The organism is Ruminococcus flavefaciens, from assembly GCF_900119075.1.
Lineage (GTDB): Bacteria > Bacillota > Clostridia > Oscillospirales > Ruminococcaceae > Ruminococcus > Ruminococcus flavefaciens_Q.
The window spans coordinates 136,909-155,449 of the sequence record NZ_FPIP01000010.1 but is presented as its reverse complement, the minus strand read 5'-3'; the positions used below and the strand labels follow the sequence as shown (position 1 = coordinate 155,449).

At 45.5% G+C, this 18,541-nt stretch carries 17 protein-coding genes; 13 read left to right on the top strand and 4 right to left on the bottom strand.

The genetic code is table 11. The features are described 5' to 3' along the window. The first annotated feature begins 309 nt into the window (after positions 1-309). From BT105_RS13285 to BT105_RS13230, 12 genes are all read left to right on the top strand, one after another. On the top strand, positions 310-507 hold the full coding sequence (locus BT105_RS13285; protein WP_347497064.1) for a FeoA family protein: 198 nt from the start codon (positions 310-312) through the stop codon (positions 505-507). Positions 508-520: 13 nt separating this feature from the next. After that, positions 521-742, top strand: a complete 222-nt coding sequence (locus BT105_RS13280; protein WP_072301182.1) for a FeoA family protein — start codon at positions 521-523, stop codon at positions 740-742. Positions 743-817: 75 nt separating this feature from the next. Beyond that, complete coding sequence (gene feoB, locus BT105_RS13275) at positions 818-3,226, top strand: ferrous iron transporter B (RefSeq protein WP_072301181.1); 2,409 nt, start codon at positions 818-820, stop codon at positions 3,224-3,226. Between the two features lie 12 nt (positions 3,227-3,238). Beyond that, positions 3,239-3,412 carry a FeoB-associated Cys-rich membrane protein gene (locus BT105_RS13270; RefSeq protein WP_072301180.1) on the top strand — a complete coding sequence of 58 codons (174 nt, stop codon included), beginning with the start codon at positions 3,239-3,241 and terminating at the stop codon, positions 3,410-3,412. 344 nt (positions 3,413-3,756) lie between these two features. Further along, positions 3,757-4,056 carry a DUF2325 domain-containing protein gene (locus BT105_RS13265; RefSeq protein WP_072301179.1) on the top strand — a complete coding sequence of 100 codons (300 nt, stop codon included), beginning with the start codon at positions 3,757-3,759 and terminating at the stop codon, positions 4,054-4,056. Continuing rightward, entirely contained in the window at positions 4,043-4,615 is a 573-nt protein-coding gene (locus tag BT105_RS13260) for a DUF3793 family protein (protein WP_072301178.1), read from the top strand. Before BT105_RS13265 ends, BT105_RS13260 begins: the two co-directional genes overlap by 14 nt. After that, a complete protein-coding gene (locus BT105_RS13255) occupies positions 4,612-5,016 on the top strand; it encodes a flavodoxin (protein ID WP_028514684.1) in 405 nt (134 codons plus the stop codon). The genes BT105_RS13260 and BT105_RS13255 overlap by 4 nt, the downstream gene beginning before the upstream one ends. Positions 5,017-5,028: 12 nt before the next feature. Beyond that, complete coding sequence (locus BT105_RS13250) at positions 5,029-6,528, top strand: hemoblobin-interacting domain-containing protein (protein ID WP_072301177.1); 1,500 nt, start codon at positions 5,029-5,031, stop codon at positions 6,526-6,528. A gap of 78 nt (positions 6,529-6,606) precedes the next feature. After that, positions 6,607-7,959, top strand: coding sequence for an FMN-binding protein (locus BT105_RS13245; protein WP_072301176.1), 1,353 nt, complete (start codon positions 6,607-6,609; stop codon positions 7,957-7,959). A gap of 240 nt (positions 7,960-8,199) precedes the next feature. Further along, positions 8,200-8,916 (top strand): ABC transporter ATP-binding protein, encoded by a 717-nt coding sequence (locus BT105_RS13240; RefSeq protein ID WP_028514690.1) that lies wholly within the window; start codon positions 8,200-8,202, stop codon positions 8,914-8,916. A gap of 12 nt (positions 8,917-8,928) precedes the next feature. Next, positions 8,929-11,685, top strand: coding sequence for an ABC transporter permease (locus tag BT105_RS13235; RefSeq protein ID WP_072301175.1), 2,757 nt, complete (start codon positions 8,929-8,931; stop codon positions 11,683-11,685). A 266-nt stretch (positions 11,686-11,951) separates the two neighbouring features. Next, complete coding sequence (locus BT105_RS13230; protein ID WP_072301174.1) at positions 11,952-12,440, top strand: hypothetical protein; 489 nt, start codon at positions 11,952-11,954, stop codon at positions 12,438-12,440. Between the two features lie 135 nt (positions 12,441-12,575). Here the strand turns inward: BT105_RS13230 and BT105_RS13225 are convergent, their stop codons facing one another. From BT105_RS13225 to nifS, 4 genes are all read right to left on the bottom strand, one after another. Further along, positions 12,576-13,946: a hypothetical protein gene (locus tag BT105_RS13225; RefSeq protein WP_072301173.1), complete on the bottom strand. Its 1,371-nt coding sequence runs from the start codon at positions 13,944-13,946 to the stop codon at positions 12,576-12,578. 14 nt (positions 13,947-13,960) lie between these two features. Continuing rightward, positions 13,961-14,527: a sigma-70 family RNA polymerase sigma factor gene (locus BT105_RS13220; RefSeq protein WP_072301172.1), complete on the bottom strand. Its 567-nt coding sequence runs from the start codon at positions 14,525-14,527 to the stop codon at positions 13,961-13,963. Between the two features lie 458 nt (positions 14,528-14,985). After that, positions 14,986-15,405 (bottom strand): Fe-S cluster assembly scaffold protein NifU, encoded by a 420-nt coding sequence (nifU, locus tag BT105_RS13215; protein ID WP_024860569.1) that lies wholly within the window; start codon positions 15,403-15,405, stop codon positions 14,986-14,988. A 15-nt stretch (positions 15,406-15,420) separates the two neighbouring features. Next, on the bottom strand, positions 15,421-16,611 hold the full coding sequence (nifS, locus tag BT105_RS13210; RefSeq protein ID WP_028514695.1) for a cysteine desulfurase NifS: 1,191 nt from the start codon (positions 16,609-16,611) through the stop codon (positions 15,421-15,423). Between the two features lie 396 nt (positions 16,612-17,007). On the opposite strand from nifS, the gene BT105_RS13205 reads away from it, so the two are divergent. After that, positions 17,008-18,297, top strand: a complete 1,290-nt coding sequence (locus BT105_RS13205; RefSeq protein WP_072301171.1) for an O-acetylhomoserine aminocarboxypropyltransferase/cysteine synthase family protein — start codon at positions 17,008-17,010, stop codon at positions 18,295-18,297. Positions 18,298-18,541: the final 244 nt, after the last annotated feature.

The following is an 18,541-nucleotide window of genomic DNA, read 5'->3' as shown; positions in this document are numbered from 1 at the left end:
CCCCTTTTGAAAAAGGGGCTTTTCTATATAAACATAAGCACTGACAAATAGTAGTTATTTGATGTTGCGTCGGGGCAAGTCTGCGACGATTATTGTTTTATTTAGCTACAAAATATTTGTTAGTTGAAACTCACAATTTGTATTTGTATACAAAGTTTTGCAAAGTGACTTTGAAATCGTTGACAAATTAAATATATGGTGATATTATAAATTCGTTATAAAGCACTAACGTCTTTCTGAAGTATAATTCACTACTATATGCCGATAAAATCAACTGGAATGGAAGGATGAGAAATGATGCCGCTAAGTTTGGCAGAGCCTGAAAAGGAACTGACTATCAAGAAGCTGGGAGGAACTCCCACGATACGTCAGCACCTTGAAAACCTCGGATTTACCGTGGGCGGAACGGTCACGCTGATAAACGTCCTCGGCGAAAATGTCATTGTTAAGGTCAAGGAGTCCCGTATCGCCATCGGTGCGGACATGGCTCGCAGAATAATGGTCTGATAGGAGAGAAGATATGAAAACACTCAGAGAAACAGCTGTGGGTTCAACAGCAAAGGTGAAGAAGCTTCACGGCGAGGGAGCAATAAAACGCCGTATCATGGACATGGGACTTACTAAGGGCACGGAAGTGTTTGTCCGCAAGGCAGCTCCTCTCGGCGATCCGATCGAGATAAAGGTACGCGGCTATGAGCTTTCACTCAGAAAGGCAGACGCGGAACTGATCGAAGTCGAATAATTAATGAAATGGGACGGAATGTCCTTGAATTTTAGTACATTAGTTAGCTATAAATAACCTGAAAGGAAGATATTAATGGAACTGCGAATAGCACTTGCAGGCAACCCGAATGCAGGTAAGACCACACTGTTCAATGCGTTAACAGGCTCTAACCAGTTTGTCGGAAACTGGCCCGGAGTTACTGTTGAAAAGAAGGAAGGAAAACTGAAGAAGCACAATGATGTTATCGTCACAGACCTTCCCGGAATCTACTCGTTATCGCCTTATACTCTCGAAGAAGTCGTTGCAAGAAATTACCTTATCGAAACAAGACCTGACGCTATACTGAACATCATCGACGGAACGAATCTGGAGCGTAATCTCTACCTCACAACTCAGCTTGTGGAGCTTGGCATACCTGTTGTCTGTGCAATAAACATGATGGACGTCGTAAATAAAAACGGCGACAAGATCAAGATAGACGAGCTTTCCAAGCAGCTTGGCTGCAAGATAGTTGAGATATCCGCGCTGAAAGGTACGGGAGTTGACGAGGCTGCTGAGGCTGCTATAGCTGCCGCAAAGAACGGAAAGACAATTCCTCAGCACACATTCAGCGGACCTGTTGAGCACGCTATCGCTCATATCGAGGAGGCTGTTCTTCACGAAATGCCCGAGGAGCAGCAGCGCTGGTACGCTATCAAGGTTTTCGAGCGCGATGAAAAGGTTCTTGAAATGCTGAGTATCCCCGAAAATGTGCAGAAGCACATAGAGGAGGATATAGTGGCTGCCGAAAAAGAGCTTGACGACGACGCAGAGAGCATAATCACCAATGAGCGTTATGTTTACATAGCTGATGTTATCAAGGCTTGCTACAAGAAGAAAAACGCAGGAAGCCTTACAGCTTCTGATAAGATAGACAAGATAGTCACTAACCGCTGGCTTGGACTTCCTATCTTTGCGATAATCATGACTCTTGTTTACCTCATCGCTATGAAAGGTCCCGGTGCTTGGGCTACCGACTGGACAAACGATAATCTCTTCGGTGACGGTTTCCACCTGTTCGGCATATCGGGAGACTATGGCGACGTTTCCGAAAGATACGCAGACGCACAGCAGATAATCGACGGCTATGACGCTTACGTTGAGGAAAACGGCAGCGCTCCTGTAGATGAGTTCACATACTCAGTCGAGGACGAGGAAACTCTTGAAACAACAGAGGAAACAGCTTCTGTTGCTGACTACGAAGAAGCGTTAAAGACAGTTGAGGAGATAGGCGAGGAGCCCGATCCTGCTGACTACGGCGTATTCGTACCAAGTATACCTGCGATAATCGAAAGCGGTCTTGACAAGGTCGGCGCAGCTGACTGGCTCAAGGGACTTATCCTTGACGGTATCGTTGCAGGTGTGGGCGCAGTTCTCGGATTTGTTCCGCAGATGTTAGTACTGTTCTTCCTGCTTGCTTTCCTTGAAGCCTGCGGCTATATGGCTCGTATCGCATTCGTACTTGACCGTGTGTTCCGCAAGTTCGGTCTCTCGGGCAAGTCATTCATTCCTATGCTTGTCGGAGTAGGCTGCGGCGTTCCCGGTATCATGGCTTCAAGAACTATCGAGAACGAGCGCGACAGACGTATGACAATAATGACAACAACATTTATTCCATGCGGAGCTAAGGTTCCGTTCATCGCAATGATAGCAGGCGCTATCTTCGACGGTTCACCTATCATTTCAGTATCAGCATACTTCATCGGTATGGCAGCTATCATCGTTTCGGGTATCATGCTGAAAAAGACAGCAATGTTCTCAGGCGAGCCTGCACCATTCGTTATGGAGCTCCCTGCATACCATATGCCAACCATGAGCAACGTTCTCCGTTCAATGTGGGAGCGCGGCTGGTCGTTCATCAAAAAGGCTGGCTCTATCATTCTCATTTCCACAATTGTTATCTGGTTCCTGTCACGTTTCGGAACAATTGACGGCAACTTCGGAATGCTTGAAGAGGATCAGCTTGACAGCTCTCTCCTTGCAGGCTTCGGCGGACTTATCGCATGGATATTCTCGCCTCTTGGCTGGGGCAACTGGCAGGCAGCAGTCGCCTCTATCACAGGTCTTGTGGCAAAGGAAAACATCGTCGGAACTATGGGCGTACTTTACGGCGGCGGCGACGGTACTGTTTGGCAGAATATCGGCGCAGTTTTCACAGGCGTAACAGGATTCTCTTTCCTCGTTTTCAACCTGCTCTGCGCACCTTGCTTCGCAGCTATCGGTGCTATCAAGCGTGAGATGAACAATGCAAAGTGGACAGCATTCGCTATCATTTATCAGTGCTGCTTTGCTTATGCTATCGCACTTATGATAACACAGTTCGGCGGACTTTTCACAGGTGACGCAAACATTATCGGTGTTATCGCAGCAGTTCTTATTCTTGCATTTATGTGCTATATGCTCTTTGTGAAGAAGTACCACGAGGCTTCAAAGTTCAAGGGCAACGTAAAGGTAAAGGCATAAAGGAGTGGTAATATGCTCGCATGGTTCGCTGACAATCTTGGAACTATCGTCGTAACTCTGATACTTATAGCTATTGTTGCGCTTATAATCGCAAAGATGATACGTGACAAAAAAAGCGGAAAGAGCAACGGCGGCTGCGGCTGTGGCTGCGAGCACTGTGCAATGCACGGAAAATGCCATAAGTAACAGAATAACGCCCTCAGACATCTGGGGGCGTTAATTATGGATATATCAGGGTAAAACGGTGTTTCCGCAGACTAACTCCCGAAAATGTTTTTATGTGTGTATGCTCATAAATAATATTCAATATTAGCATATACTAACAAAAATCCTTTTTCACTTTTGTTGGTTATGTCGAACAGTTACAAATCAGTTTTTTATACCTTGACAACTGTAAGAATGAATGGTATTATAATTGTGTTATTAAATACTAACTTTGTGTTAGTATAGTAATTCAGTTAAGTGCCATTATTCCACGGCACTTGGTTTTAAATACTTATTTAGCTTTAACTAACTAAAAGGAGGATTTTATGAGCATAGTAATCGTAGGCGGCAATGACCGCATGGCAACACGTTATCAGGATATCTGCAAATCTTTCAATCACAAGTCCAAGGTTTTCACACAAATGCCTGCGGACTTCGAGAACAAGCTTGGTACTCCTGATCTTATGGTAGTTTTCACAGGTACCTGTTCCCACAAAATGCTTGGAGCAGTCAAGAAGAGCTCCGAGAAAAACGGCGTACCCGTTGAACACGTTCACAGCTCCAGCGTAAGTGCGCTGAAACAGCTGCTTACAGACATCAAGGGGCGCAAATATGTCCGAGCTTGAACGCAGAAGCATCGATAACGATCTTGCATTTCACTGCGCTCCCACGCTTTTGGGAGTAAAATGCGCAAATCTCATTTCTTTTGACAGAAATGAGCATACAATGGCAGAATATCTTCGTGAATTTACGGAAAAAATGTCAGTGTCGGGACTTTGTGCAGTTCAGCTTTGCAAATGCAGGGAGCGTACACTTGTGTACATCTACAATGAAAAAATGCTCAGCGCATGGCTGGGTATGCCGCAGGTTCGGGACTTGCTTTCTGAGTACGGCTATACGGCTGATATGAGTATCAGGGAAAAGCTTGACTTGCTTGCCTCGCGCATGAGCTGCGGCAGCTTTCCACATGAGATAGGAGCATTTCTCGGGTATCCTGTGGGAGATATCCGCGGCTTTATCAGCAACAGCGGAAAGAACTGTCTGCTGTGCGGATACTGGAAGGTCTACGAAAACGCCGACAAAGCACGGCAGACCTTCAAAACTTATGATCGCTGCAGGGCAATCCTGTTCGATAGATTAAAATCAGGTCTGGACTTGTTTCAGGCAGTAGGAGGAAATATATGAAAACAGCAGTTATTTATTGGAGCGGCACAGGCAACACCGAGGCAATGGCTAAGGCGGCTGCCGAGGGTGCAAATGCAGAGCTTTTTGAGGTATCAGAGTTCAGCGGCAATGTTGCAGATTACGACGCATTCGCTTTCGGCTGCCCTGCAATGGGTGCAGAGGTGCTTGAAGAAGATACATTCGAGCCTTTCTTCACAGGCATCGAGGGTTCACTCAGCGGCAAGAAGGTTCTTCTCTTCGGTTCATACGGCTGGGGCGATGGCGAGTGGATGCGCAACTGGTATGACCGTACAAAGGCAGCAGGCGCAGAGCTTATCGGTGATGAGGGCTTTATCGTAAATGAAGCTGCTTCTGATGATGACCTTGCAAAGCTTAAAGAGCTTGCAGCAAAGCTTGCATAAGGAGTTATAGAAATGAAAAAGATTACATCTGTTTTATGCGCAGCAGCCTGCGTTTTAAGTGCAGTTCCATTCACAGCAAACGCAGCTGACGGCGACAAGGTTTACGGCACAATGAATATCCCATATGCTGATTTCTACGCAGCAGAGCTGAACAACAGCGTTCCTGTTGACGCAGTATCTTCCGCTACTCAGAACAAGTGGAAGGGCAACGCTACAGGTAAAATTGGCGACGACGGAAAGTGGCAGAACGGCGGACTTGCAGCAGGCACCTACAATGCTGAGGGTGAAAACGGCGGCGGTAAGATCCTCGGCGTTACCTATCCTGTTGAGATCGCTAAGGCTGACCTTGAAAAGCTCAGCGATAAGATGAACTTCACAGAGCTCTCCGAGAAGCCCGTTGCTTACAAGCCTGTTACAGTCGAGAACGGCAATGCTTCCTTCGGCAAGCTGGTTGACAGCAACGGCGAGGAAAAGCTCAGCGGTGAGATGACAGTATCGAGCCTTACAAGCTGGGGCGACTATCAGATCAATGTCAAGGGTATCCCTGCAAACTGCGACATCTACGGCGTCATCGTAAAGACCAAGGAGGGCACCGACTACGGTATGCGTGCTCTTGAGAATATCTGGAGAAACGGACAGATAGCATGGGGCGCAGGTGTCAAGGAAAAGGAGCCTCACGGCAATACACTTTCCTCCGAGCACTACAAGTCCTCACAGGGCAAGACTATTACCGAAGTTACATTCATTACTCTTAACGGCTACAGCACTCTTTCGGGACAGAACGGCTATCTTCCTTTGAAGTTTGCAGACAGCATCAAAGTCGAGAACGGCAAGTCTGGAAAGGGCTCGGTAACATTCGATAATTCTTCACTTCCTTCCGATTTCAAGGCAAAGGGCGAGGTCGCTGACGGCTTCACAGTTTCAGGCAACACCGTAAGCTACAACAACGCACAGCCGGGTAACTACACACTCACAGTTTCCGACGAGAACGGCAAGTATTCAGCTGTAAGAGGCGGCTTTACACTTACAACAGACGCTATCCCTGTTAAGTATTCCGACGGCAAGCTTGTAGCTGCTGACGGAGCTTCACTTACAGACACTGCAAACTACCTCAAGAACATCTCAGCTGTAACAGTTGGCGATAAGAGATACGCAGCAGGCAGAAGAGGAGCTGCTATCATCGACTCACAGACAGGCGAGATAAAGCTTGACGCCAAGTCGGGGGAGGAAAACGTATTCGACGGTTCGGGCAAGTACAAGCTCACTGTTGAAGCAACAGGATATGAGAAGAACTATGAGTTCGAGATAGGAGCTGACGCTGCTGTTACAACTACAATAACAGGCTCTAACACGACTACAACAACTAAGGCTGCAACTACTACAACAAAGAAAGCTGCAACAGCTGCAAAGTCTGACAGCCCTAAGACAGGCGTAAACGGCGCAGCACTTCCTGTAACATTCCTTGCACTTGCAGGTGCAACAGCGTTAGCATTAAGAAAGAAGAAAGACTGATAATTATTATTTCCATTCTAAAATATGACCTCTGCGGCTTATGCTGCGGAGGTCAAATACTGCAAAGAGGTAATTCTTATGTTATTTTTGACCGCTCTTTTTATAGCGCTCCTTATCGCTTTTTGTCTTGACAAGCCACTGAAAAAATGTCCTGCGGCGTTTTATATTTCGGCGGCTGTTCTGACTGTGGCATCTGTAGTTATCACTCAGTTTGACATAAATATTTCAAGCCGTTTTGTCCGCGATAATGTTCTCGGCATATTCTCACGGGGAGCTCTGGGTACTGCATTCTGGGCAGTTGTCATGTGGGCAGGAGCTCTGCCCAACGGCTTTGCTCCCATTAAGAAGCTAATGCCCATACGCGGCGAATTATCCATAACTGCGGCTATACTTACGTTCTCCCATATCATCACATACGGAGTACAGTACATAACCAATCTCATCAAAGGCAGAACAGGCTCGGACTTTGTTGTCACCAGCATCGTATGCCTTGCAATGGTACTGATAATGACTCCCCTTACGGTGATGTCCTTCAAGAAGATACGCAAGAAGATGAATGCAAAAACATGGAAGAAGATACAGCGCTTTGCGTATATTTTCTATGCTTTTATCTATGTGCATATCCTTGTGCTTTTCGTGCCCAAGGCTCAGAAGGGCAGGGAGGGCTATTTCCTCAGTATCCTTGTATACAGCGCAGTTTTCATCGGTTATGCCGTAATGCGTATCAGAAAGTATTATATTGCCAATAAAAAGCCCGAAAAGAAGCTCTTACCCAATACTGTATGTGCCTGTGCATTCGCTCTGCCCGTAGCTCTTTTGGGAGCTTTAGCTCATAACAGCGGAGAAACTGCATCGAAGCCCTCTGTAGTTACCGAGGAAAAGGCTGCAACATTTACATTTGCTCCCGAAACTACATCAGCTGCTGAAAAAGCTGTAACAACTGCAAAGGACGGCAAAAAGACCACAGAAACTACAGAAAAGACAGATAAAGATACAAAGACTACAACAACATCGGCTGAAACGACCAAGAAAACGGACGAAAATAAAAAAACAGAGGAAGAAAAGCAGGAGGAAAAGCATGAAGAGCAGGAGCATAACGATGAGCCTGCACAGGAGCAGCATGAAGAAGCTCCTGCTGCCGAGCCTCAGCCTGCATACAAGTACAGAAACGGCGAATACGAAGCCGAAGCTGAGGGCTACGCAGGAAAGGTACACGTAAAGCTGTCCATAGAAAACGACGTCATAACATGCATTTCCGCATGGGCAGACGAGGACGATCCCGAGTACTTCGGCGACGCCATGAACACTGTTATTCCGCAGATAGGCGCAAAGGTCAGCGCAGACGGTATCGACGCCTGCTCAGGTGCGACATACAGTTCAAACGGTATTATCGAAGCGGCGCGAAAAGCCCTTGAACAGGCAGCAAATTGACAGGAAAAACGGGGGATCCAATGGATTCCCCATTTTCAGTAAGAAAGTCGGATATTTGTTAAAAATAAAATATTTGTATATACTAACTTATATAAATGACCTGTATTGTCTGATAATATCGAAAATGCTGAAATGGAAAAAAGCACTTGACATTTCAGAAATAATGTGATAACATATGAATAGATATTCAAGTGTTCATACAAGCATGGATACAAATAATGACGTAAGGAGAGAAAGGTTATGAGCGAAAAAGAGAGAAAATTCCTTGAAGTCCGCGGACTGAAGAAGAGCTTCGGCAGCGGTGAAACTAAGCAGGAGGTACTTAAGGAGCTGGACTTCACAGTAGGAAAAGGGGAGTTCTGTGTGCTTCTCGGACCGTCAGGCTCGGGTAAATCAACATTGCTGAATATTCTCGGCGGCATTGACAGCGCCGACGCAGGGGAGATAACCATAAACGGCGATAAACTGGCGGAAATGGACGAGAAAAGTCTTACACGCTACCGCCGCAAGCACTTGGGCTACGTTTTTCAGATGTACAATCTTATCCCTAACCTCAACGTAAAGGAAAACATCGAAACAGGCGCTTATCTCTCTGATAAGCCCCTTGATATCGACGAATTGCTGAAGATACTGGGACTTTACGAGCACCGCTACAAGCTGCCTAATCAGCTCTCGGGCGGTCAGCAGCAAAGAGTATCCATAGGACGCGCTATCGTCAAGAATCCAGATATACTTCTTTGCGACGAGCCTACAGGCGCTCTTGACTACAAGACCTCAAAGGAGATATTGCAGCTTATCGAGGAGGTCAACAAAAAGTACGGCAACACTATCATCATGGTAACTCATAACGAAGCCATAAAGCAAATGGCTGACCATGTGATAAAGCTTCGTGACGGCAAGATAAGACATGATACTGTCAATAAGGAAAAGCTGACCGCTGCTGAGATAGAGTGGTAAGGGGGAGCATTTATGGATAAGAAGATATCATTCGGCAAGCGTCCGAATAATCCCCTTAACAAGCGCGTCTGGAAGGATATGCTCCGCGACTGGAAGCGCTACCTGATGATAGGTCTCATGCTCATCGTAACTATCGGCTTTGTTTCGGGAATGTATGTTGCAAACAACAGTATGCTCAATACCCTTGACAAAAACGTTGCGGAGATGAAGCGTGAGGACGGACATTTCAAGCTTTCAAAAAAGGCTGACGAAGTCACTGTAAAGGCTATCGAAACAGGAGAAATGGCAGACGTACCTGCGGTATACCGTGAACGTGCCTGCGATGAAGCCGCCGACGAGGTGGAAAAGGCTGTCAATGAAGCTGTGGAAGAAAAGGTTGCTGAGCAGGTAAAGGAAGCTATAAAAACTCAGGTAACAGCCGCAATCGACGAGAAGCTTGCCGCAGCAAAGGCTATGGGAGCTGATATTCCTGCGTCTCAGCGCGAGGAGATGATAAGCTCCGCCCTTGATACTGCGATAAAAGAGAATTACGACAAGGCTTACGATGAAGCTTTAAAGACCGCAAAGGACTCGGAGGACTACAAAAAAGCCCTGTCCGACGCAATGGACGAGGCTAAAAAGGAAATAGACAAGGAAATAGACGAGAAATACTCCGAAATAGAGGAGCGCTACGAGCTTAACGAGAAATTCGAGCCTGTTCCTGTTACGGTGTATGAGCTTTTCTATAAGGATACAGATGAAGCTATCCCCTCAAAGGCAGATTACTCGGGAACTATCCGGGTTTACGGCGAGCGCGGCGACATCGACCTTTACGATATCCTCAAGGGACGCGCTCCCGAAAATGAGAACGAGATAATAATCGACCGTATGCACGCCGACAATGCAAAGATAAAGGTGGGAGATACTCTTAAAGTCGGCGGCCTTGACTTTGAGGTAGTCGGACTTGCGGCTTTTGTGGATTACAGCGCACTTTACGAGAGCAATACCGATACAATGTTCGACGCTCTTACCTTTGATATAGGTATGACCACAAACGAGGGCTTTGCCCGTATCCGTGCAAATACCTCTGCAAACTACGGTTTCACTTACAATAAAAAGCCTGCCGACGAGTACGAGGAAAAGGAAATGTCCGAGCACTTCCTCAAATCCCTAATCACACAGACAGCAGTCTCTGATACCGAGGAGCTTGAAATAAAGGACTATGTCCCTGCCTATGCAAATCAGTCCATGAGCTTTGCAAGAAACGATATAGGCAAGGATAAGGCTATGGGCGGAGTTCTCCTGTACATACTCACTGCTGTTTTAGCGTTCATTTTTGCGGTAACTATCAGCACTACATTAGAGCAGGAAGCTTCTGTAATCGGTACTCTCAGGGCTTCGGGCTATACAAGGGGAGAGCTTCTGCGCTACTACATGAGCGCTCCGCTGCTCATCGTCATTATTGCCTCGGTCATAGGCAATGTACTGGGCTATACCGTGTTCAAGAATACAGTGGCAGATATGTACTACAGCAGCTACAGCCTGCCTGCCTTTGAGACTCTGTGGACACCGGAGGCATTTATCAAAACAACAGTAGTACCTATAATATTAATGCTTATTATTAACGTGATAGTTATCACAAAAACGCTGAAGCTCTCACCGCTGCGCTTCCTGCGCCACGACCTGAAGCGCAATAAGAGGAAAAAGGCAATAAGACTGCCGAGGTGGAGATTCCTCAAACGTTTCAGAATACGCGTGTTTTTGCAGAATATCCCGAACTACATCATGCTTTTCGTAGGCATAACCTTTGTTATGCTGCTTATCTCAATGGCTGTGGGAATGCCCGAAACATTGTCCTACTATCAGGATAAAATGGGCGATATGATGTTTGCCGAGGAGCAGGTTATCCTCAGCAGTACCGAGGACGAGGAAGGAAATCTCATCACAACTGCTACAGAGGGGGCAGAGCGCTTCTCAATAACATCACTTGAGCGCAAGTCCGACAGCTATAACGAGGAAGTATCCGTTTTCGGTATCGAAAGCGGCAGTAAATATGTAAATATCGGTAAAACCAATGATGATTCCGTATATATTTCCAAGGCTTACGCGGAAAAATACGGCGTTCAGGCAGGCGATACCATTACTCTTTCCGAGAAATACGAGCACAAGGACTACAACTGGACTGTACATGACATTTACGATTATTCCGCAGGAGTTGCCGTATTCATGGAAAACGAACAGTTCAACAGGGTATTCGACAAGGATGAAGGCGATTTCAGCGGATATATGTCCAACAAAATGATAAAGGACATCGATGAGGAATACATCGCCAAAGAGATAACAACTCAGGATATGATGAAGGTGGCAGACCAGCTTGACCACTCAATGGGTTCATATATGCTGTATTTCCAGTATGTATGCTTCATAGTGGCAGCGATAATACTCTATCTGCTGACAAAGATAATCATCGAAAAAAACGAGCGCTCTATCTCCATGACGAAGATACTGGGCTATGAAAACGGCGAGATAGCTTCACTTTATCTCATACCGACAGCGATAGTTGTGTTCTTCTCGGAGTTCCTTGCAATGTACATAGGCTATTTGCTTATGCAGTTCTTCTGGAAACTGATAATGATGAAGATGAGCGGCTGGTTTGGATTCATAATGCCTGTTTCGGGCTTTGTAAAGGAGTTCCTCCTTGTATTTGCTGCATATCTGCTCATTACTGTTCTTGATTTTATCCGTATCCGCAAAATACCGAAGGTTCTTGCACTTAAAAATATGGAGTAATGCTCTGTATGTATATGGCAAAAAGCGTCTCATTTTTAATGAGACGCTTTTTGCTTTTAATTATTTTCATCAGGCGAAAAATTTTTTTCAAAAATATGTAACAATTTATATTTTTGTTCCGTTTATTATATTAAAGGGATATTTTTTACAAAGCTTATGCAGAAACACCGCCTCTGATATCCCTTTCTTCGGGGCTGCGTTTAAAAATACCCCGAAGCTTCCTCCTTCGGGGTAATGTTGAAAAACGTATATAAGGAGACAAATTTATGGAACTTAAAAAGAAAAAAATACTAAAACGCGGCATGATAACTCTAATTGCGGCAGTAGCCTTATTAGCGGCGTCACCGCTGAGGATAGTGGCTAAAAGGTATTACTGCGGCAGATTCTTTGAAAAAATGGACAGCAAATGCACAGGAATAAGCGAGCTTGGCGATTATATCGACTATAATATGCTGAGCGGCGACCTGAAAAAGATGATAGATAAAAAAGATTTCAAGTTTGCAAGTGATGAAGAAAAGTTCGCATTCTGCAACAAATACAAGAACATGGACTATGATTACCAAATAAAGGGCAGCTATAGCGATTATTTCCCCACGGACAAAAGCAGCCTTTACGATAAACTGGCTCAGGAAGTAACAATTAACGGCGAAAAATACAATATCTACATTTCACTTGTTTTCAAGACAGGAACATTTTTAAGACCTGAAATTGTTGATATCAATACAAGTGCTTATAAACCCGAGATACAGCAATAATGCTTTTTGATAACCTTTAAGAAAATCTCCCGAAAATGGACAGAGCAGTTCATTTTCGGGAGATTTTTTCAGCCTTTATTAATACGAACAACAGTAAAACGCTCCCGATATTTTGGGAGCGTTTGTAGTGTGATGTCAATTGTCCATCAGCGGTGAGAAGTCACCTAAACGATACTGTCTGCCGACTGTTATCCAGTTCTTGGAATTGTATTCGTCGACCTTTTGGTTGAATTCCTCTTCGCTGACAGGTCTGGCGTTCAGACCATAAGGCGTTTCACCTGCTTGTTCAAGGTCATAGTAATAAGTAAATATATCGCATATCGGATAGTGGTCCTTTAACTTTGTCATTTCGTAGTATGTAACGCGGTTATCAGTATAGTTATGACCTATATAGTGTTCTTCCTTGCAGATATTTGTAACGCCGTACTCTCCGTAGGGGATCGTCTGTACAGTATTATTAAGATCTTTTGCTTCGCCGTTTTCGTAATAGTAGATGTATACACAGTCGTCTTTTTGAGTGCCTGTCGATATCAGAAGTTCAGGTATGTCGTCGCCGTCTATATCCTGAAGATCCCACATCGGATCATTATATGGTATTCCTGCTTTGTTATAATGTTTTAGAAGCTCTTTTCTGTATGCAGACTGCCAGCTCGTATCTGTGGGCTCGACGTGCTCTTCGCGTACAAGTCTTGCAATGTTGCTGTTGCCGAAATGGAGCTCATAAGGTCTGGATTCATCATAATAAGCACGTCTGGTCAGGAAATCGTTTGCTCCGCTTTCATTTACAGAGAAATCGAGACATTGTATACTTGTTCCGCCGATTTCCTCTGTAGCATTGCTGATAGTGCCGTGTGAGACATTACCGCTGTTGTCTGTCATGATGTATGTTGCGTCAGCTGTTATTTCAACTGTACCCATATAACCCGCAGATTCGGGAACATCAAGGTCGTTTATGTTTGACATTTCATATCTCCATCTGCCCACAAACGGCTTGATGAACTCAGTATCGGCTGTGTTTTGGTCACTGCCGTCACCTGCTGATGTTACAGTCGTAGTAGTTGTTGTTACGTCAGTTCCTGTGATAGTTGAACCGTTTTTGTCTGTGGATACGATATTTGTACTTGTTCCTGTTGTTGTTGAGACAGTTACTGCAGGAGTTACACCGCCGCCCCCTCCGTTTGGCTTGGTGTGTCTCTTGAGCATTGCTGTGCTGCCGATAGCGATGCCTGCGATAAGCAGTACCGAAGCTGCGGTAGTCAGCGGAGTGAGCCATGCAGGTCTTTTGTTGCGCTCAACGCCCTCAACTACATAGTTTTCGGTCATTTTTATAGTATTATCTCTCTCTGTTCTATCTTTTTCCGCCCTTTGCTTTCTGAACTTCTTTTCGCTCATCTTGAATATCTTTTCGAGCTGTTCATCGGAAATTTCGGGGCATTTGTCTATTAATCTTTTCATAGAATCATTCTCCGCATTTTCGAGAATATCGAATATGTTTTTATCTTTCATAATAGCTCCCCTCCTTATCTTCCCATACCGACTTCCACAAGCTTAGTGCGCAGCTTGTCCATAGCTCTTGCACAGCGCTGTCTGACTGCCGAAGCCGTCATAGAAACGCTCTCTGCTATTTCATTGGAATTTCGGTTGTAATAGAATTTCTGGATAAGTATAGTCGAATCGGGCTCGCCCAGCTCGTCTATCTTGTCGAGGAGCACGCGGCGGAGTTCCGAGCGGTCAACGCGTTCGTCAACGCTGAAGTCCGAGACAAGCTCCCTCATATCGTTCTCGTCAGACTCGGAAATATGGCTTTCTCTTGCAGTCAGGCTTCGGAAGTAGTCGATAGCCTTTCTTTTTGCGATAGTTCCGATAAGGTATTTAAGATCGTTCTCAGATGACAGGTCATATTCACACTGCATAAAAAGAGCTGCGAAAACGTCGCTGACGCATTCTTCTATATCTTCATTTGTGCCGCAGCCTCTGAGCTTATTGTAGGCAATAGCGTAAACGTATCTGCCGTATTCCTTGACGAGAGCCTTGTGACAGCTGACGGGTGATTTTTCCATAAGAGCTGTCAGTTCTCTGCTTGTCATTTACATTCCTCCCTGCGATTTGTTTTGTAAGGCGCCACCTTTCATATACAACAATCGGAGCAGCCTGTTCAAGTGTTACATTACGGGCAATAATTTTATGTTTTGAAAATCATCAGCTTTTATTTTAGCATATAATCAATAAAATAGCAACAAGTGCGGATAAAAAACGCTCCTGTGCTAACCATGATGCTTATACAGAAGCTTTATGCTTATTATTGGGCAAAAGCCTTTTGATGAAGGAGTTCCTTGCACTCATTCAATGACCGTTATTTCATTTTTTCTATAATAGAGCCCATATAAAAACTTGCCCCTCTGTACATACTACAAAGGGGCTCTATTATAGAAAAAATCAGCTAAAAGTCTTTGGAAAGGGGTATGGGGGAGAACCTTTCCTCAGAAAGGTTTCCCCCATAATTAACTATAAGTTTCTATATAAGTGTCATGGATATACAAGAGTGTTATTCTTCTTCGGGTACTTTTATTTCGCCAACTATCGGCACAGGATCGATGCCCTGTTTTGTATAGTAGTCGGAAAGAGCTGCGCGGACAGCCTGCTCCGCGAGCACAGAGCAGTGAATCTTTACTGCCGGAAGTCCGTCCAGAGCCTCAACAACAGCCTGATTTGTAAGCTTCAGTGCGTCGTCAATTGACTTGCCCTTGATGAGCTCGGTAGCCATTGACGATGTGGCAACTGCCGCACCGCAGCCGAATGTCTTGAACTTAACGTCGGTAATGGTATTATCGTCTATTTTGAGATACATTTTCATGATATCTCCGCATTTTGCATTGCCTATCTCGCCGACTCCGTCAGCGTCCTCGATTTCGCCCACATTTCGCGGATTTGAAAAATGATCCAGAACCTTTTCACTGTAAAGCATATATATTCTCCTTTATTATTCGTAATCTTCGCCCTTCATCATTCTCTCCCAGACAGGGGACATAGAGCGCAGGCGCTCAACTATCTTGGGAACTACTTCGAGAATGTAGTCTACGTCCTCGTCGGTTACGTCCTCCTCAATGGAAAGACGCATAGAGCCGTGAGCTACTGCGTGTTTCAGACCGAGAGACAGCAGAACGTGGGACGGATCAAGTGAGCCCGATGTACAAGCCGAGCCCGATGAAGCGCAGATACCGTTCATATCCAGCATGAGCAGCAGTGATTCGCCCTCAATACCCTCGATAGAGATGTTGAGGTTTCCTGGGAGACGCTTGTCCCTGTCGCCGTTAAGACGGGTGTAGGGGAGCTTGAGTATACCGTCGATGAGCCTGTTTCTGCGGGGAGTTATCACAGCTGCCTTTTCTGCGATATTGCGTGTTGCAGCTTCGATAGCAACTCCCAGACCTACGATAGCAGGGACGTTTTCCGTGCCTGCACGCTTGCCGCGCTCCTGACCGCCGCCGTGTATAAGATTAGGGAGGACAAGTCCCTTGCGGATATACAGAGCGCCGATACCCTTCTGAGCGTGTATCTTGTGTCCCGAAAGGGAGAGCATATCTATGCCCTGTTTGTGGACGTCTATCTCAACGTGTCCCACAGCCTGAACAGCGTCGGTGTGGAAGAGAACGCCCTTTTCATGGCATATGGCAGCTATTTCCTCTATGGGCTGGATAGTGCCTATCTCGTTGTTGGCGTACATTATAGTAACAAGAGCTGTGTCCTCGCGGATAGCTTTTCTGATATCCTCGGGATCAATAAGTCCCTTGTCGCTTACGGGGATATAAGTCACCTCAAAGCCATGCTTTTCGAGGTATTCCGTGGTGTGGAGCACAGCGTGGTGCTCGAAAACGGAAGTGATGATGTGCTTCTTGCCCTTTTTTGCCATGAGCTCCGCAGTGCCCTTGATAGCCCAGTTGTCAGCCTCAGAGCCGCAGCTTGTGAAGTATATCTCACGGGGCTCTGCGCCGAGAGCCTTTGCCACCTTTTCACGGGCAGTCTCAACGGCTTTCTGAGCGTCGCGTCCCAGCTTGTAAATGCTTGAAGCGTTGCCGTAAGCCTCGCGGAAATGGGGAAGCATAGCTGCGAGAACTTCCTCCGAGACTGCCGTAGTAGCGGCATTATCGGCGTATATAAAACGTTTTTCCATATTTATCCTCCAGTGTATATGAAGTATTCCTATTGACTTAGTATATTATAGCACAAGGTATTTTGAAATGCAAGACGTGTTACCCCTGTGAAACAAAGCAAAGCCTTATACATTATAAAAGAAAAACGGAGACGGCTCGGAACAGCTATAGACTCAACCTATAACCAGCTATGAAAATTATGCATTGGACAAATATATAAAACCGATGTATAATATAGGCATACCAAAGGAAAGGAGAGGTACAATGAAACAACTGAATATGCTTGACCGTCTCCGTTCTGTAGTCAGAGGAACAGACCGAATGTGCGGCAGACGATGTTTCTGATATAAACTTGTACGCGAATAGATCATTATTAATATAAATTTGAAATTAAAGATTTTCAGGAGGAAATTACAATGGCTAATAATAAATTACATTTTGAGACACTTCAGCTTCACGTTGGACAGGAGCAGGCTGATCCTGCAACAGACGCAAGAGCAGTACCCATTTATGCGACTACATCTTACGTTTTCCATGATTCACAGCACGCCGCAGACCGCTTCGGTCTCAAGGACGCAGGCAACATCTACGGCAGACTTACAAACTCCACACAGGACGTTTTCGAGAAGAGAATAGCTGCTCTTGAGGGCGGTATCGCAGCTCTTGCAACAGCTTCCGGCGCAGCTGCTATCACATACACGATTCAGGCACTTGCAAAGGCAGGGGAGAACATCGTCGCTTCAAAGACTATCTACGGCGGCACATACAATCTTCTTGCACACACACTTCCGCTTTACGGCATAACAACAAAGTTTGCCGATCCCGACGTTGAGGGCAGCTTTGAGTCCCTTATCGACGAGAACACAAAGGCTCTCTACATCGAGACACTGGGCAATCCCAACTCCAACGCTATCGACATCGAGAAGATAGCAAAGATAGCTCACGCACACAATATCCCTCTCGTAGTTGACAATACATTCGCAACTCCTTATCTTGTCCGTCCTATCGAGTACGGCGCAGATATCGTTGTACATTCCGCAACCAAGTTCATCGGCGGTCACGGTACAGCTATCGGCGGCGTCATCGTAGACAGCGGCAATTTTGACTGGGCAAAGTCAAAGCGCTATCCATGGGTATCAGAGCCCAATCCGAGCTATCACGGCGTAAGCTTCACAGCAGCAGTAGGCGCAGCTGCATTCGTAACATATATCCGCGCGATACTTCTCCGCGACACAGGAGCTACAGTTTCACCGTTCCACGCTTTCATCTTCTTACAGGGACTTGAAACACTTTCACTCCGCGTAGAGCGCCACACAGAGAACGCTAAGAAGATAGTCAAGTACCTTGCAAATCACCCACAGGTAGAGGCTGTTCACCACCCGTCACTTAGCTCCGAGAAGAGCCATGAGGTATACAAGAAGTACTTCCCCAACGGCGGCGGCAGCATCTTCACCTTTGATGTAAAGGGCACAGAGGACGACGCAAAGAAGTTCATCGACAATCTTGAGATATTCTCTCTCCTTGCAAACGTTGCTGACGTTAAGTCCCTCGTTATACACCCTGCATCGACAACACATTCACAGCTCACAGAAGCAGAGCTTGCAGAGCAGGGAATTAAGCCAAATACTATCCGTCTTTCGATCGGTACAGAGCATATCGACGACCTTATCGCAGCTCTTGACGGTGCATTTGCAGCAATAAAATAAAAGCCTTACAAGGTGACCTCCATAGTATAAAAAGAGCCCGAAAGAAGATAAATCTTCTTTCGGGCTTTCGCATTATTTTTACTTTCGCAACTAATATTATAACATTTTTTTTAAGGTTATTTCAAGCTGCAAGATATACAATATTTTTAGCGAATTATTGTGAGATTTACTGCGGGCTAAAACATTGAATTTTTCATTAAAATACAGTATAATTTAAATATGGGTATAAAATAATGCTGTGCAG